This window comes from Acinetobacter sp. V115_6 (genome assembly GCF_031799025.1).
In the GTDB taxonomy this organism is placed as follows: domain Bacteria; phylum Pseudomonadota; class Gammaproteobacteria; order Pseudomonadales; family Moraxellaceae; genus Acinetobacter; species Acinetobacter pittii.
Window position 1 is genome coordinate 12,598 of record NZ_JAVQNO010000019.1, and the last position, 13,423, is coordinate 26,020.

Annotated in this window: 12 protein-coding genes; 11 read left to right on the plus strand and 1 reads right to left on the minus strand. The window is 40.2% G+C overall.

Features of this window, described 5'->3' with window-relative positions:
* The first annotated feature begins 5 nt into the window (after positions 1 to 5).
* Genes murF through RMA94_RS06825 form a run of 4 tightly spaced genes read left to right on the plus strand, consistent with a single transcriptional unit; the run spans position 6 to position 3,744 of the window.
* On the plus strand, positions 6 to 1,406 hold the full coding sequence (gene murF, locus RMA94_RS06810) for a UDP-N-acetylmuramoyl-tripeptide--D-alanyl-D-alanine ligase (RefSeq protein ID WP_311082325.1): 1,401 nt from the start codon (positions 6 to 8) through the stop codon (positions 1,404 to 1,406).
* Positions 1,407 to 2,525: a phospho-N-acetylmuramoyl-pentapeptide-transferase gene (gene mraY / locus RMA94_RS06815; protein WP_002116751.1), complete on the plus strand. Its 1,119-nt coding sequence runs from the start codon at positions 1,407 to 1,409 to the stop codon at positions 2,523 to 2,525.
* A 59-nt stretch (positions 2,526 to 2,584) separates the two neighbouring features.
* Positions 2,585 to 2,917 (plus strand): hypothetical protein, encoded by a 333-nt coding sequence (locus RMA94_RS06820; protein ID WP_002116981.1) that lies wholly within the window; start codon positions 2,585 to 2,587, stop codon positions 2,915 to 2,917.
* 2 nt (positions 2,918 to 2,919) lie between these two features.
* Entirely contained in the window at positions 2,920 to 3,744 is an 825-nt protein-coding gene (locus RMA94_RS06825; RefSeq protein ID WP_311082327.1) for a putative RNA methyltransferase, read from the plus strand.
* Positions 3,745 to 3,798: 54 nt separating this feature from the next.
* Here RMA94_RS06825 and ponA read toward each other — a convergent pair whose 3' ends face one another.
* Positions 3,799 to 6,360: a penicillin-binding protein PBP1a gene (ponA, locus tag RMA94_RS06830; protein WP_311082328.1), complete on the minus strand. Its 2,562-nt coding sequence runs from the start codon at positions 6,358 to 6,360 to the stop codon at positions 3,799 to 3,801.
* A gap of 161 nt (positions 6,361 to 6,521) precedes the next feature.
* Here ponA and RMA94_RS06835 point away from each other — a divergent pair, with 161 nt between their 5' ends.
* The 7 genes from RMA94_RS06835 to aroB all read left to right on the plus strand — a co-directional run bounded on the left by RMA94_RS06835 (position 6,522) and on the right by aroB (position 13,413).
* On the plus strand, positions 6,522 to 7,580 hold the full coding sequence (locus tag RMA94_RS06835; RefSeq protein ID WP_199964076.1) for a pilus assembly protein PilM: 1,059 nt from the start codon (positions 6,522 to 6,524) through the stop codon (positions 7,578 to 7,580).
* Positions 7,580 to 8,221: a PilN domain-containing protein gene (locus tag RMA94_RS06840; RefSeq protein ID WP_199977017.1), complete on the plus strand. Its 642-nt coding sequence runs from the start codon at positions 7,580 to 7,582 to the stop codon at positions 8,219 to 8,221. The genes RMA94_RS06835 and RMA94_RS06840 overlap by 1 nt, the downstream gene beginning before the upstream one ends.
* The gene (locus tag RMA94_RS06845) at positions 8,218 to 8,970 is read left to right on the plus strand and encodes a type 4a pilus biogenesis protein PilO (protein WP_017387054.1); all 753 of its coding nucleotides are present in this window, start codon (positions 8,218 to 8,220) and stop codon (positions 8,968 to 8,970) included. Before RMA94_RS06840 ends, RMA94_RS06845 begins: the two co-directional genes overlap by 4 nt.
* Before the next feature lie 10 nt (positions 8,971 to 8,980).
* Positions 8,981 to 9,508, plus strand: coding sequence for a pilus assembly protein PilP (locus tag RMA94_RS06850; RefSeq protein ID WP_068563956.1), 528 nt, complete (start codon positions 8,981 to 8,983; stop codon positions 9,506 to 9,508).
* Positions 9,509 to 9,570: 62 nt separating this feature from the next.
* Complete coding sequence (gene pilQ / locus RMA94_RS06855; protein WP_304594769.1) at positions 9,571 to 11,721, plus strand: type IV pilus secretin PilQ; 2,151 nt, start codon at positions 9,571 to 9,573, stop codon at positions 11,719 to 11,721.
* Between the two features lie 11 nt (positions 11,722 to 11,732).
* Complete coding sequence (gene aroK / locus RMA94_RS06860) at positions 11,733 to 12,302, plus strand: shikimate kinase AroK (protein ID WP_002116987.1); 570 nt, start codon at positions 11,733 to 11,735, stop codon at positions 12,300 to 12,302.
* A gap of 28 nt (positions 12,303 to 12,330) precedes the next feature.
* The gene (gene aroB / locus RMA94_RS06865; RefSeq protein WP_311082332.1) at positions 12,331 to 13,413 is read left to right on the plus strand and encodes a 3-dehydroquinate synthase; all 1,083 of its coding nucleotides are present in this window, start codon (positions 12,331 to 12,333) and stop codon (positions 13,411 to 13,413) included.
* The last annotated feature ends 10 nt before the right edge of the window (positions 13,414 to 13,423 follow it).

Consider the following 13,423-nt stretch of genomic DNA (forward strand, 5'->3'; position numbering starts at 1 on the left):
TATTTATGCATACTTCAACCACCAGTACCGTACCTTTGGAACCGTGGACAGCTCAACAATTACAACAGGCGACACAGGGCTACTGGCATAAAGACCAGATACCTCAAACTGAAATTAAACGTATTTTGACGGACTCTCGTCATGCGGAAACTGGGGATGCCTTTTTAGCACTAAAAGGTGAGCGTTTCGATGCGCATGATTTCGTTACACAAGTTGCTGCAAATGGTTGTCAAATAGCTATCGTTGAACGTCCGCTAGATGTAGATATTGCACAACTCGTTGTTGCAGATACCCGATTGGCTTTAGGGCAATTAGGAGCGTATCGCCGTGAGCAAAACTCACAATTAAAGGTAATTGCCTTAACGGGGAGTAGCGGTAAAACTACAACCAAAGAAATGCTGGGAAGTATATTGTCGCGCTTAGCACCGACACTAATCACCCGAGGCAATTTAAATAATGACCTTGGTGTACCAATGATGTTGCTCGAGCTTCGCAAGGAACATCAATATGCGGTGATGGAGTTGGGTGCAAGCCATCAAGGCGAGATTGATTACACATCACAACTCGTTCAGCCTCATGTTGCGGGCATATTAAATATTGGTACTGCTCATTTAGGCGAATTTGGTGGCCGTGAAGGTATTTGCCGCGCTAAATCGGAAATTTATCGTCATATTTTACCAAATGGCGTTGCAATCGTGCCAAAACAAGATGACTTCACTGCTGAGATTCTTGATGCTGCAAAAGCTCATCGTATTTCTACATTTGGTGTAGGTGGTGATGTCTATGCAACAGATGTGGAATTATTGCCTCAATCAACGAATTTTAACCTTCATACACCGCAAGGTAGCAGTGCAGTTAAGCTTCCTTTTGCGGGTGAGCATAACGTTCAAAATGCGACTGCAGCTGTAGCTTTTGCTTTAGCAATTGGTATTGGACTAGAAGATATTGTCCAAGGTTTAGAGCAAGCTCAGGGAGCCAAAGGTCGTCTTAACTTTATTCAAAAGTCACCTTACTTATTTATTGATGATACCTACAATGCCAATCCGACTTCTATGCGCGCTGCTGCACAAGTGTTGTTGCAGCAACAAGGCGTAAAAGTGATGGTCATGGGGGATATTGGTGAGTTAGGTGATAGCAGTTGGCAAGAGCATCATGATTTAGGTCGTGATCTTGCCGGACTTCCTTTAGATCATATTATTGCAGTTGGACAGTTCGCTCCAGCTGCTCTCGAGGGTGCAGACTCTCATTCTAATAAAGTGAAAGCATTTCAGACACAAGCTGAGGCGCTTCCATTTTTAATCAATCTAATCCAAACACATCAACCCCAGTCCATGAGTTTCCTGTTTAAAGGTTCTCGCTTTACTCATATGGAAACGTTGATGGCTGATTTGATGGAGAAACTTTAAATGCTGTTATGGTTGTTTGAACAACTTGCGGGCTATCACAGCTCGTTTCAGGTCGTTCGTTATTTAACATTACGTTCTTTACTCAGTGTATTAACTTCACTGACCATTGGTCTGGTCCTTGGGCCGATCATGATTCGTAAATTACAAGCGTTAAAATACGGTCAGGCAGTAAGTTCGTTTGCTCCTGAAAATCATGCTAAAAAAATGGGTACACCAACGATGGGCGGAATTTTAATTCTGCTTTCAATTGGTATTAGTACTTTACTATGGGCTGATTTATCTAACCCTTATGTCTGGATTGTGCTTGGTGTAATGGTTGTATTCGGTGCTGTAGGCTGGGCAGATGACTGGATTAAAATTCGCTATAAAGACAATGCAGGTTTACCTGCACGTAAGAAGTTTTTCTGGACTTCTGTTGCATCGCTGGGTGCTGGTATTGCGTTATATTTAATCGCAACTCAACAGTCCAATGCAGAACATACCGCAAACATGTTGGACTTATTGATTCCATTTTTTAAGAATCTTTCAATTCCACTCTCAATTGTTCCGTTAGGTTTGGCATTTATTGTATTTACCTATCTGGTGATTAATGGTGCTTCTAACGCTGTTAACTTAACAGATGGTTTAGATGGCTTGGCAATCATGCCGGTTGTCATGGTAGCTACAGGCTTAGGCGTATTTGCTTACTTATCTGGTGACATCCGTTTCGCTAACTATTTACATATTCCATATGTGAAATATACATCTGAACTCGTAGTAATCTGTTCTGCCATGATTGGTGCCGGTTTGGCATTCCTTTGGTATAACGCGCATCCTGCTCAAGTATTTATGGGTGATGTCGGTGCTTTAGCTTTAGGTGCGATGCTTGGAACAATTGCAGTTATGGTTCGTCAAGAAATCGTATTTGCAATTATGGGCGGTGTATTTGTAATGGAGGCGGTATCTGTATTCTTACAAATTGGCTCTTTGCGTATGCGTAATAAACGTGTGTTCTTAATGGCACCGCTGCATCATCACTATGAAAAGCAGGGCTGGAAAGAAACGCAAGTTGTGATCCGTTTTTGGATTATTACAATTATATTAGTAGTTTTAGGTCTAATGACTTTAAAATTGCGATAGATCTTATTTTAGTGTCAATATAAAGCCAGTTCTACTGGCTTTTTTTATTGGAGAGGTGAATGACAAAAGTTGCTGGTCTAGACCAATTATCTGTGATTAATCAAAAAGTAGTTGGAGAGGGCGAAGTATTACCTCAAGTTGTACTTAAAGATGGAAGTCAGGTGCAAACAGGAACTGTAGCGACAATGCTGCACAATATTGAATTATATAATGCAGGTCAAAGAGGACAAATTGAGGAAGAGCTAAAGATCGCAATTCCAACTTTAGTCAAAGTAGGTCTGTTTGATTTGTTTCAGGTAGATGAATGGATTAATGGTACAAATGCAGGTCGCACCTTTGTGGGACTGCACGCAAAGACTTATTTACAACAAAAAGAACAAGAGAATAATTAAAAGTGGCTAAGCAAATTTTAATGTGTCCTGTATGTCGTCAGCCTCTAAATGTAACTGAACGAACTTGGCGATGTGAGCAAGGACATAGTTATGATGTAGCTAAACAAGGCTATGTCAATTTACATGTGGTGCAACATAAACATAGTAAAAATCCAGGGGATACACCCGAGTCAGTAGATGCGCGACGAGCTTTTTTGCAAAGTGGTTATTATCAGCCTTTACAACAGGCTGTAGTCGCTTTATTAAAGCAACTAGATGTAAAAGCAATACTCGATATCGGATGTGGTGAGGGCTACTATACAAGTGCTATGCAACAAGTCGTTGAACAGTGTGTTGGAGTTGATATTGCAAAAAACGCGGTACAACGTGCGGCAAAACTCAACACTGAAGTAACTTGGGTGGTGGGAACAGGAGCAACTTTACCTGTGTTAGATCAGAGTATGGATGCTTGCACCAGTTTATTTAGCCCAATTCCGCAAGCAGAAATTGCACGTGTTTTAAAAGATGAGGGTTATTTAATTGTTGTCACGCCTGCTTCTGAACATTTGTATGCAATGCGTGAAGCTTTATTTGAGCAAGTGAACCCACATACACCAGAAAAGTTCGTAGAGCAGCTGCAAGATTTGTTTGAGCTAAAACAAGAGCAAATTATTGATACGCCTTTTGTGCTTGATCAACAGGCCTTAAAAAATCTGATTGCTATGACGCCTTATGCCTATAAGGCTTCTCCCGAGCGTCGTTTGCAGTTAGAGCAACAATCGCAATTAGAAGTAACGGCGTCTTTTCAAATTTATGTTTTTCAGAAACGCAATAAAAAAGCCATCTAATGATCTATTTTAAGAGCGCAAAAAAGAAGCCATCTGATGATGGCTTCTTTTTTGCTATTCAATCTGATTAATCAGATTTTCTAGTTCATCTTTTTCACGCTTAGGCACAGGCTCCTGTGAAGGTTTCATAGCAGGAGGTGCAGCTTTAGATGGAATAACAATTTCTTCACCTGGTAAATCGGAAAAGTCATTGTCATTGCTCAGTTTTGGTTGAGGCGGTGCTGGACGATAGAGCGGACGTGCCAGTGGTGGAGCCGCACGATAAGTTTTCTTATCGCCTACTTCAGTAACGGTTTGTTGTTTGTCACGGGAAATAGGGCCTTGAGCATCTTTATCTAAGCGAACCCAAGCTGCTGGCGTACCTTGCAATGCTTGCCCCATAAAGTTAATCCAGATTGGTAATGCAGCAATACCACCATATTCACGGCGACCAAGCGTAGTCGGTTGGTCAAATCCAACCCATGCTACAGTCACTAACTTGCCGTTGAAACCTGCAAACCATGCATCTTTTGCATCATTCGTAGTACCTGTTTTACCACCTAAATCACTACGGCCAATTTTAAGCGCAGCACGACCTGTACCATGCTCAATTACATCACGTAAGATGTTCGCCATATCGTAAGCAGAGCTTGATTTTAAAATACGTTGAGCTTGGCGATATTGACTGTTGTTTTTATCAGTCTGTTTAAGATTAAGCTGCTTAGCGGCCTTTTCGTTCTGCTCTACGTCTTTATTTGTAACTTCGATGACTTCATCATCGGTTGTTTTAGCCTTTTGCTCATCATCTGTTGTGTCAGGCGCGTTAATACATGGAATACATGCGTATTCTGGTTTAGCTTCATAAATGACTTTGCCATAAGCATCTTCAATACGTTGAATGAAATGCGGTTGAACACGGTAACCGCCATTTGCAAACGTTGCATAACCAGTTGCCATCTGAATTGGTAGTACTTGAGGAGTACCTAAGGCAATGGTGTAGTTACGTGGAATTTGGTCTTCCTGTAAACCAAAATCCATGAATAACTGACGAGTACGTTCAATACCCACTGTTTGTAGAAGTCTTACTGATACGGTATTACGAGACAAATACAAAGCACGACGTAATGGGATCATGCCTAAGTAACGGCCATCAGAGTTTCGCGGTGTCCATTTGCCAATCGTAATAGGGCTATCATTCACCATGCTATACGGTGTCATGCCTCTTTCTAATGCTAAAGCATAGAGGAATGGCTTGATCGTGGAACCTGGTTGGCGCCAGCCTTGTAAGGCGCGGTTAAATTTTGATTGGTAGAAGTTATAGCCACCTACAATTGCTTCAATTGACCCATCATTCGGGTTAATTGCAATGAGTTGACCTTGAACTTTTGGAACCTGAACTAAAGACCAAGCTGTTTTATTGTCATTTGGGCGTAAACGAACAATATCTTTAACTTTAACAATTTGAGATGCACGTGAAGGAGCGCCACCTACGCTATTTGCATTGCGATAGGGGCGTGCCCATGACATGCCTGACCACTGAACAGTAACAGTTGAGCCATCTTGCATTAATGCTTCAAAAGAGCTGCTATTTACCTTAGTAACTTGTGCAGGATAAGTGTTGGCATATGCTCTAAATTCACTTAATGGTTTGTCATGTGCTTCTGCACCACGCCAGCCATGACGACGGTCATAAGCTTCAAGGCCATCTTGCACAGCTTTTTCTGCAATAGCTTGGCGTTTAGCATTAATTGTTGTGTAGACTTTATAGCCAGAATCAATGGCTTGTTCACCAAAATGCTTTACAAGTTCTGAACGAACCATTTCACCAGCATAGGGATGAATATTATTTAAATCCCGATTGGGCATGTTTAGGTTAATCGGTTCTGCTACACCTTTTTGATATTCTGCTTGAGAAATATAACCCAGCTGTAACATACGGCCTAAAATCCAGTTGCGTCGTTCGAGAGCGCGTTCTGGATTAACTACAGGGTTATATTTGGAAGGTGCTTTTGGCAAACCAGCGATCATCGCCATTTGAGCAATGCTGAGCTCATTAATGCTTTTGTTGTAATAAATTTTGGCTGCTGCCGCGATACCATACGCATTTTTCCCTAAGAAGATTTTATTCACATAGAGGCTGAGAATTTCTTCTTTAGATAAATTTTGCTCAATTTTTCGAGCCAAAAAGATTTCGGTTATTTTACGTTTTAGGGTTCTTTCTGGACTCAAATAATAGTTCTTTGCAACTTGCATAGTGATTGTTGAACCACCAGTTTGCACATCTGAACCCGTCACACTTTCGCTCAAAGCACGACCTAAACCCTTAAAACTGATCCCGCTATGTTCAAAGAAAGAAGAGTCTTCTGCTGCTAAAAATGCATGAATAAAAGCAGGGGGAATTTGTTTGTATTCAACCGGAATAGAAAGCTTACCACCGTACTCGGCAATCAGTTGCTTGTCTGAAGTGTAGACCTGTAATGGTTTTAAAAGGGGAGCTTTTTTTAGTGAACTCATTTCTGGAAGCGATGGGGCGATATAGAGATACATGCCATAAAAGCCCATCGGAAGTGAGACTAAGATAATAATAATGATCAAAAAAATTGGACGCACGAAGCCCAAACTGGATAGCTTTTTCATGATAAGTAAGCTTTAATAAGATCGAATACAAACTAATTGTGGTCAGTATAGCCTTTAGACATGCGGATTGTTAGATGAGATATTGTATCCGTGTAAAAATAAAGACCGAGATTATTGGTTTGTAATTTTTTTTGGGGATAAAAAAATAATAGGACAATAGTGTGCTCAGGTTATATCGTAAACCGAATAAGGGGTTAATGGGCGTCGATATTAGTTCGACTTCTGTTAAGTTGTTAGAGCTCTCTGTTAAGAACGGTAAATATTGGGTAGAAAGCTATGCTTTGACGCCTTTACCTGAGAACAGTGTAGTTGAAAAAAATATCTTGAATCCAGAAGCAGTTGCAGAAGCTTTAGAACGGGCGATGAATTTAGCAAATCCCCACACCACTAACGCTGCAATTGCTGTTCCAACATCGACGGTTATCCATAAAACCATCGAAATGGATGCAGATATGAACGATGATGAACGTGAAGTTCAGATTCGATTAGATGCGGAGCAATATATACCGTTCCCTTTGGATGAGGTGAGCCTCGATTTTGAGGTTTTGCCAGATCGACTGCCGAATCCAAATCGTGTGAATGTACTTTTAGTCGCAACACGAACAGAAAATGTTGAAACACGTGTAGAAGTACTGGAGCTGGTTGATTTAACGCCTAAGCTTGCTGATGTTGAAAGTTATGCTGTCGAGCGTGCTTTTAGTGTGTTTGCTGATAGCTTACCCATGGGTGCAAATACCATTGGTATTTTAGATATCGGTCATACCATGACCACATTATCGGTTATGCAAAATGGCAAAATCATTTATACCCGAGAACAAGTCTTTGGTGGTAAACAGCTTACTTTGGAAATTCAAAGTCGTTATGGTTTGTCATTAGAAGAAGCGGGGCGTGCTAAAAAAGAACGTTCTTTGCCAGATGATTATGACATCGAAATCTTAGAACCATTTTTAGATGCTGTAGTGCAGCAAGCTGCTAGATCTCTACAATTTTTCTTCTCTTCATCGCAATTCAATGAAATTGACCATATTTTGCTAGCGGGTGGTAATGCCAACATTCCAGGGCTTGCTAAATTGTTGCAGCAAAAACTTGGTTACCGAGTCACTATTGCCAACCCGTTTTTACAAATGGGTTTCTCTCCTCAAGTCGACATTCAAAAAATTGAAAATGATGCTTCTTCATTAATGGTGGCATGTGGCTTGGCTTTAAGGAGTTTTGATTAATGGCAACAATTAATTTACTCCCTTGGCGAGATGGGCTTAGGGAGCAGCGTAAAAAACAATTTATTATTTTATGTCTTGGGGTCGTTGTTTTGGGGATAACCACTGTATTTTCAGGGTGGTTTTATTTGAATCAAAAATTAAATGATCAAGAACAAGCAAATCAGCTCATCATCAGTACAAACCAGAATCTAGATCAACAACTTAAAACCTTAAATGGCTTGCAAGAACAGCGTGACGCAATTATTGAGCGTATGAAGCTCATCCAAGGATTGCAAAGCCAGCGTCCAGTTGTTGTACGTTTAGTGGATGAATTGGTTCGTGTGACTCCTGCAGCCATGTATTTGACTAAATTTAGTCGAACTGGAGATAAATTCACCATCGAAGGTAAAGCGGAAAGTCCAAATACTGTTGCAGAGTTATTACGTAATCTCGAGGCATCACCATGGTATCGCAACGCATTTATGAATTCTTTTTTGGCGACCGAAGAGAAAAAAGATAAGGCTGTGAGTTCTTTGCTTCCTAGAGTTGAAGATAGCTATGGCAGTTTTGTTGTTACTGTTGATGTAGGGGAAATGGGGGTGACTACAACAGATGATACCGCCAATACGTCTGTAGGTACGGATAAGGAGGTAGCAAAATGAGTCCTGATGAACTTCATGAACTGTCTTTAGAACAAGCTCCATCTAAGAAAAAAAAGATCACCTTAGAAAAATTTCTTCAGCAATTTAACACGCTCGATATGAACAGTTATGGCAGCTGGCCATTATCTGTGAAAATTACGTGTTGGATTTTTATTTTCTTTGCTGTATTGGCTTTGGGGTATTTTGTTGCTATTCAACCAAAGCTACAAGCAATTGATAATGCTCAGGCACAAGAAAGTAATTTATTAAATGAGTTTCGAGAAAAAGACTCAAAATTACGCAACTTGCAGCAATACCAGCTTCAACTTCAAGAGATGCAAGCCAACTTCAATCAGCAGTTAGAACAATTGCCAAAAGAAACCGAAATTCCAAGTTTAGTTGAAGATATTAACTTAACGGGGGTGAATTCTGGTCTGAAGTTTAAAAATATCCGCTTAGAAGATGAAGTGAAGCAGGAAATTTTTATTGAACAGCCTATTACTATCGAAGCAACTGGGGATTATCACGCTTTCGGTGCTTTTGTTAGCAGTATTGCGGCGTTGCCACGTATTGTGACGATGCATGATTTTGTTGTTGAAGCTGCTCCTGTTAAGGATGGTAAATCAGATATTCCTGTTCTTAATTATTCTATCAAAGCAAAAACTTATCGCTATATGGGTGCTGTAGAAAATCCTGAGCATCAGGAAAAAAATGCTTCGGCTTCTTCGGTAGCCCCTGATTCTTCTACTGCTAACACACAGCCGAAATAGGAGAATTACGATGAAACTTAAACAATTTTCTCTTTCTATTTTGGCATGTTTAGCTTTAGCTGGATGCGACTCTAGAATCGATGCTGTAAATCAGCAAATGGCCGATATACGTAATCAGCCACCACAAGCCATAGAACCAGCGCCTGTTTTTACGCCTGTGCCACAATTTAATTATGCAGCCCATCAGTTAAAGAGCCCATTTTTACCAAGCTCACTTGCTGCTGAGCTCAAAATTATGGCGGGGAAACGAGTATATCCGAATTTCTCACGAGCACCACAGCCACTCGAAAGCTATGCATTAGAGTCCTTAAATATGAAAGGAAGTATGCGTAACAGCCGCGGGCAAGTCATGGCTCTGATCCAAACACCTGATCATCAAATTGAGCGAGTACAGGTAGGGAATTATATCGGGATGAATCAAGGTCGAATTACCCATATTGGTCCTACTCAGATTGATCTGGTGGAGATTGTCCCTGATGGGCGAGAAGGCTATGTGGAGAGACCAAGAACCTTAGTGTTAATTGGACCCGCACCCTAAAATTTAGGGAATAACAAAGAAAAAATTATTTTTAAAGATTATTTATTGGGGATGGTTAGACAATGAATCACGTATTCCGTCAGTTTTCTATGGGAGCTGTGGCGATTGCAATTATGCAGGTTGCATCTGCACAGGTCAGCATGACTAATATTGTACCGATGCAAATAACGGGTCAGGGAACAGAAATTCGAGTGATATTTAATGGCTTGCCACCGCAACCACAGGCCTATCAGCTTGAGAATCCTTCACGTTTGATTTTAGATTTTAATAAAGCGCAGCAGAATTTAATACAGTCAAAAGTAGCGATTAAAACGAATGAAGCGAGTTCGGTCGATGTAAGCTCCGATGATCAGCGTTCACGTTTAACTGTAAATTTGAAAGAGGCAGGTGCTTTTACTACTCGTATTGAAGGCAACACTTTTATTTTAAAGATTAATTCTGCGCAAGCTGTAGCTAAACCTGTATCAGCAAGTGCAATGCAAACCCAAGGTGTTTCAAACATCGGCTTCCAACGCGGTAGTCAAGGGGAAGGCCTTATCGTTATTGACTTGTTGGGAGGTAATACCCCTGTTGATGTGCAACAACAAGGTAGCAAAGTTGTAGTAAGAACGTTAGGCTCTAAAATTCCTACACATCTAGCTAAACGCTTAAATGTAAATGATTTTGCAACCCCTGTTTCGACAATTGAATCTTATAATGAAAAAGGCAATGGCGTTATTACGATTCAATCTACTGGTAGCTATGAATATATGGCTTATCAGGCAGAAAATAAATTGACCATTAGTCTCAAGCGTCCGCAGGACAAAAATGTAACCTCTTTATATAAGACGCCTAATTACTCTGGTAATAAGCTTTCTCTCGATTTTCAAGATATTGAAGTTCGTCGCGTTTTACAGTTACTTGCTGATTTTACTGGTATTAATATGGTCGCGGCTGATAGTGTGCAAGGTAATATCACTTTACGTTTAAAAGATGTACCATGGGACCAAGCACTTGATATTATTTTAAAAACTAAAAATTTAGATAAACGCAGAAATGGAAATGTAATTTGGATTGCTCCAGTTGCGGAACTGATCAAGGCTGAAGAAGAAGAAGCAAAAGCTGTTGCACAGAGCGTGAAATTAGCCCCATTACAAACTGAGTATATTCAACTTAAATATGCGCAAGCTCAGGATATTATGAGTTTAATTACTCAAGGCTCAAATAATAGCAATGGTATGCAGCGCACATCTGATGGTGGAAATTCTACATCTACTAATTTAAATACTGGTGTTGATAGTTTAGGTAATAATGTAGGAAGTTTATTGAGTCCCCGTGGAACAATTACTCAAGATGATCGTACCAATACCTTAATTATTAATGATACGGCTCAGTCGATTGATCAAATTCGTAAAATGATTGATCTGTTGGATGTACAAGTTAAACAGGTTATGGTTGAGGCGCGAATTGTAAGAGCATCTACTTCTTTTACTAAAGAGCTCGGCGTTAAATGGGGAATACTATCCCAAGGGGTAAACAGTAATAATAATTTGCTGGTGGGTGGTAGTGATACAACGCTTTGGAATTTAAGAGAACCGGATGACGACGGGAAATACACGATTGAACGTCCAGATAACTTAAATGTCGATTTAGGTGTAACCAATCCGGCTGGGAGTATTGCCTTTGGCTTGATTAGTATGTCTGATTTTATGCTTGATCTTGAACTTTCTGCATTACAAGCTGATGGCTATGGTGAGGTTATTTCTACCCCTAAAGTAATGACTGCAGATAAACAGCCTGCAAAAGTTGCAACAGGTCAACAGGTCCCATATCAAACCACAACTAATTCTGCTGCTGGTGCTACAGCAAGTACCTCTTTTAAAGATGCACTATTAAGCCTAGATGTTACCCCGAGCATTACGCCTGATGGTAAAATTCAAATGAAATTGGATATTTCAAAGGATTCGGTTTCGGGTGCGGCTCCTAATGGTGAATTGATCCTAAATAAAAATAATATCAAGACAAATGTGTTGGTGAATAATGGCGAAACGGTCATTCTTGGTGGTGTTTTTGAGCAGACAACCCTTAACTCTCAAACCAAGGTTCCTTTCTTTGGAGACATTCCTGTAGTGGGGCGTTTATTTAGAAAAGATGTGAAATCTGATGATAAGCAAGAGTTACTGATTTTCGTTACGCCACGAATTGTTAATGACACTTTGGTGAGAAATCATTAATATATTTTTTAATGAAAGCAATTGAAATAGGTGGCGCCTTGCCAAGCAAAGCGTTTGAAACCCTGCCAAATATTTATTTGGTAGGGCCCATGGGGGCAGGAAAAACAACCGTTGGACGTCATTTAGCCGAACTATTAGGGCGTGAATTTTTAGATAGTGATCATGAAATTGAACGCAAAACAGGTGCCACTATTCCCTGGATTTTTGAGAAAGAAGGGGAGTTTGGATTTCGTACTCGTGAAACAGTAGTGTTAAATGAGTTGACTTCCCGTAAAGCCTTAGTGTTGGCGACAGGTGGAGGTGCGATTACTCAAGCACCCAATCGCGAATTTCTAAAGCAACGTGGTATTGTTGTTTATCTTTACACTCCTGTAGAACTACAATTACAACGCACTTACCGCGATAAAAATAGACCTCTATTACAAGTTGAAAACCCTGAACAAAAATTACGTGATTTGTTGAAAATACGTGATCCTTTATATCGTGAAGTTGCGCATTACACGATTGAAACCAATCAGGGTGCTGCTCGTGATCTTGCTCAAAAGATTTTGCAACTTATTTTGTCCAACCCGCTAAAATAGCCAAACTTACTTGTGGTTTTATAAACTCATGCAAACTTTACATGTTGAATTAGGCGAACGCCGTTATCCTATTTTTATTGGCAGTCAACTTGATCCTAAGCAGTTGCTTGAGCCTTATATTCATGGTCAACAGGTCATGATCGTGAGTAATGAAACGGTCGCTCCTTTATATTTATCTCATTATCAAGAAGCTTTAAAAAGTTTAGGTAAAACTGTAGCGACTTGTATTTTGCCAGACGGTGAGAAATATAAAGATATTCAACATCTAAATTTAATTTTTGATGCTTTACTTGAAGCTGGTTTTAATCGTGATTGTACGGTTTTAGCTTTGGGTGGTGGTGTTATTGGGGATATGGCTGGTTTTGCGTCAGCATGTTTCCAACGTGGTGTTTATTTTGTGCAGATTCCGACTACACTTCTTTCACAAGTAGACTCAAGTGTGGGTGGTAAAACGGGGATTAATCATCCTCTTGGTAAGAACATGTTGGGCGCATTTCAGCAACCTCAAGTTGTTTTGGCTGATATGGCTCAACTCGATACTTTACCAGATCGAGAGTTATCTGCCGGATTATCAGAAGTCATTAAATATGCCTTGTTGGGTGACGCTGGTTTTCTTGTTTGGTTAGAGCAGAATATGGATGGGTTAATTGGGCGAGATGCTGAACTTTTAGCAGAAGCTGTTTATCGTTCATGTGCTCATAAAGCGCGTATTGTTGCTAACGATGAAAAAGAGCAAGGCGAACGAGCTTTACTCAACTTGGGTCATACTTTCGGTCATGCGATTGAATCTTACCTTGGCTATGGCACTTGGTTGCATGGTGAAGCAGTAGCGACAGGCATGGTGATGGCGGCTGATTTATCACAACGTTTAGGTTGGATTTCAAGCGATGATGTAGAGCGTACAAAAAAAATTATTCAACGCGCTAATTTGCCGATATCATGTCCAAAAATTCCATTGGATGAATTCCTTGGATATATGGCGCATGATAAAAAAGTTCTCAATGGTCAATTACGTTTAGTGTTGTTAAAACAACTTGGACAAGCAGTAATTACTAAAGACTTTGATGTTGAACTCATGAAACAAGCTATTTTAGCAAATCAACACGGATAATAAATTAAGG

What these genes read in the sequence shown, in the direction of transcription:
- murF (WP_311082325.1), top strand. Translation starts at nt 6, where the DNA reads ATGCATACTTCAACCACCAGTACCGTACCTTTGGAACCGTGGACAGCT.
- mraY (WP_002116751.1), top strand. Translation starts at nt 1,407, where the DNA reads ATGCTGTTATGGTTGTTTGAACAACTTGCGGGCTATCACAGCTCGTTT.
- RMA94_RS06820 (WP_002116981.1), top strand. Translation starts at nt 2,585, where the DNA reads ATGACAAAAGTTGCTGGTCTAGACCAATTATCTGTGATTAATCAAAAA.
- ponA (WP_311082328.1), bottom strand. Translation starts at nt 6,360, where the DNA reads ATGAAAAAGCTATCCAGTTTGGGCTTCGTGCGTCCAATTTTTTTGATC.
- RMA94_RS06840 (WP_199977017.1), top strand. Translation starts at nt 7,580, where the DNA reads ATGGCAACAATTAATTTACTCCCTTGGCGAGATGGGCTTAGGGAGCAG.
- RMA94_RS06845 (WP_017387054.1), top strand. Translation starts at nt 8,218, where the DNA reads ATGAGTCCTGATGAACTTCATGAACTGTCTTTAGAACAAGCTCCATCT.
- RMA94_RS06850 (WP_068563956.1), top strand. Translation starts at nt 8,981, where the DNA reads ATGAAACTTAAACAATTTTCTCTTTCTATTTTGGCATGTTTAGCTTTA.
- pilQ (WP_304594769.1), top strand. Translation starts at nt 9,571, where the DNA reads ATGAATCACGTATTCCGTCAGTTTTCTATGGGAGCTGTGGCGATTGCA.
- aroK (WP_002116987.1), top strand. Translation starts at nt 11,733, where the DNA reads ATGAAAGCAATTGAAATAGGTGGCGCCTTGCCAAGCAAAGCGTTTGAA.
- aroB (WP_311082332.1), top strand. Translation starts at nt 12,331, where the DNA reads ATGCAAACTTTACATGTTGAATTAGGCGAACGCCGTTATCCTATTTTT.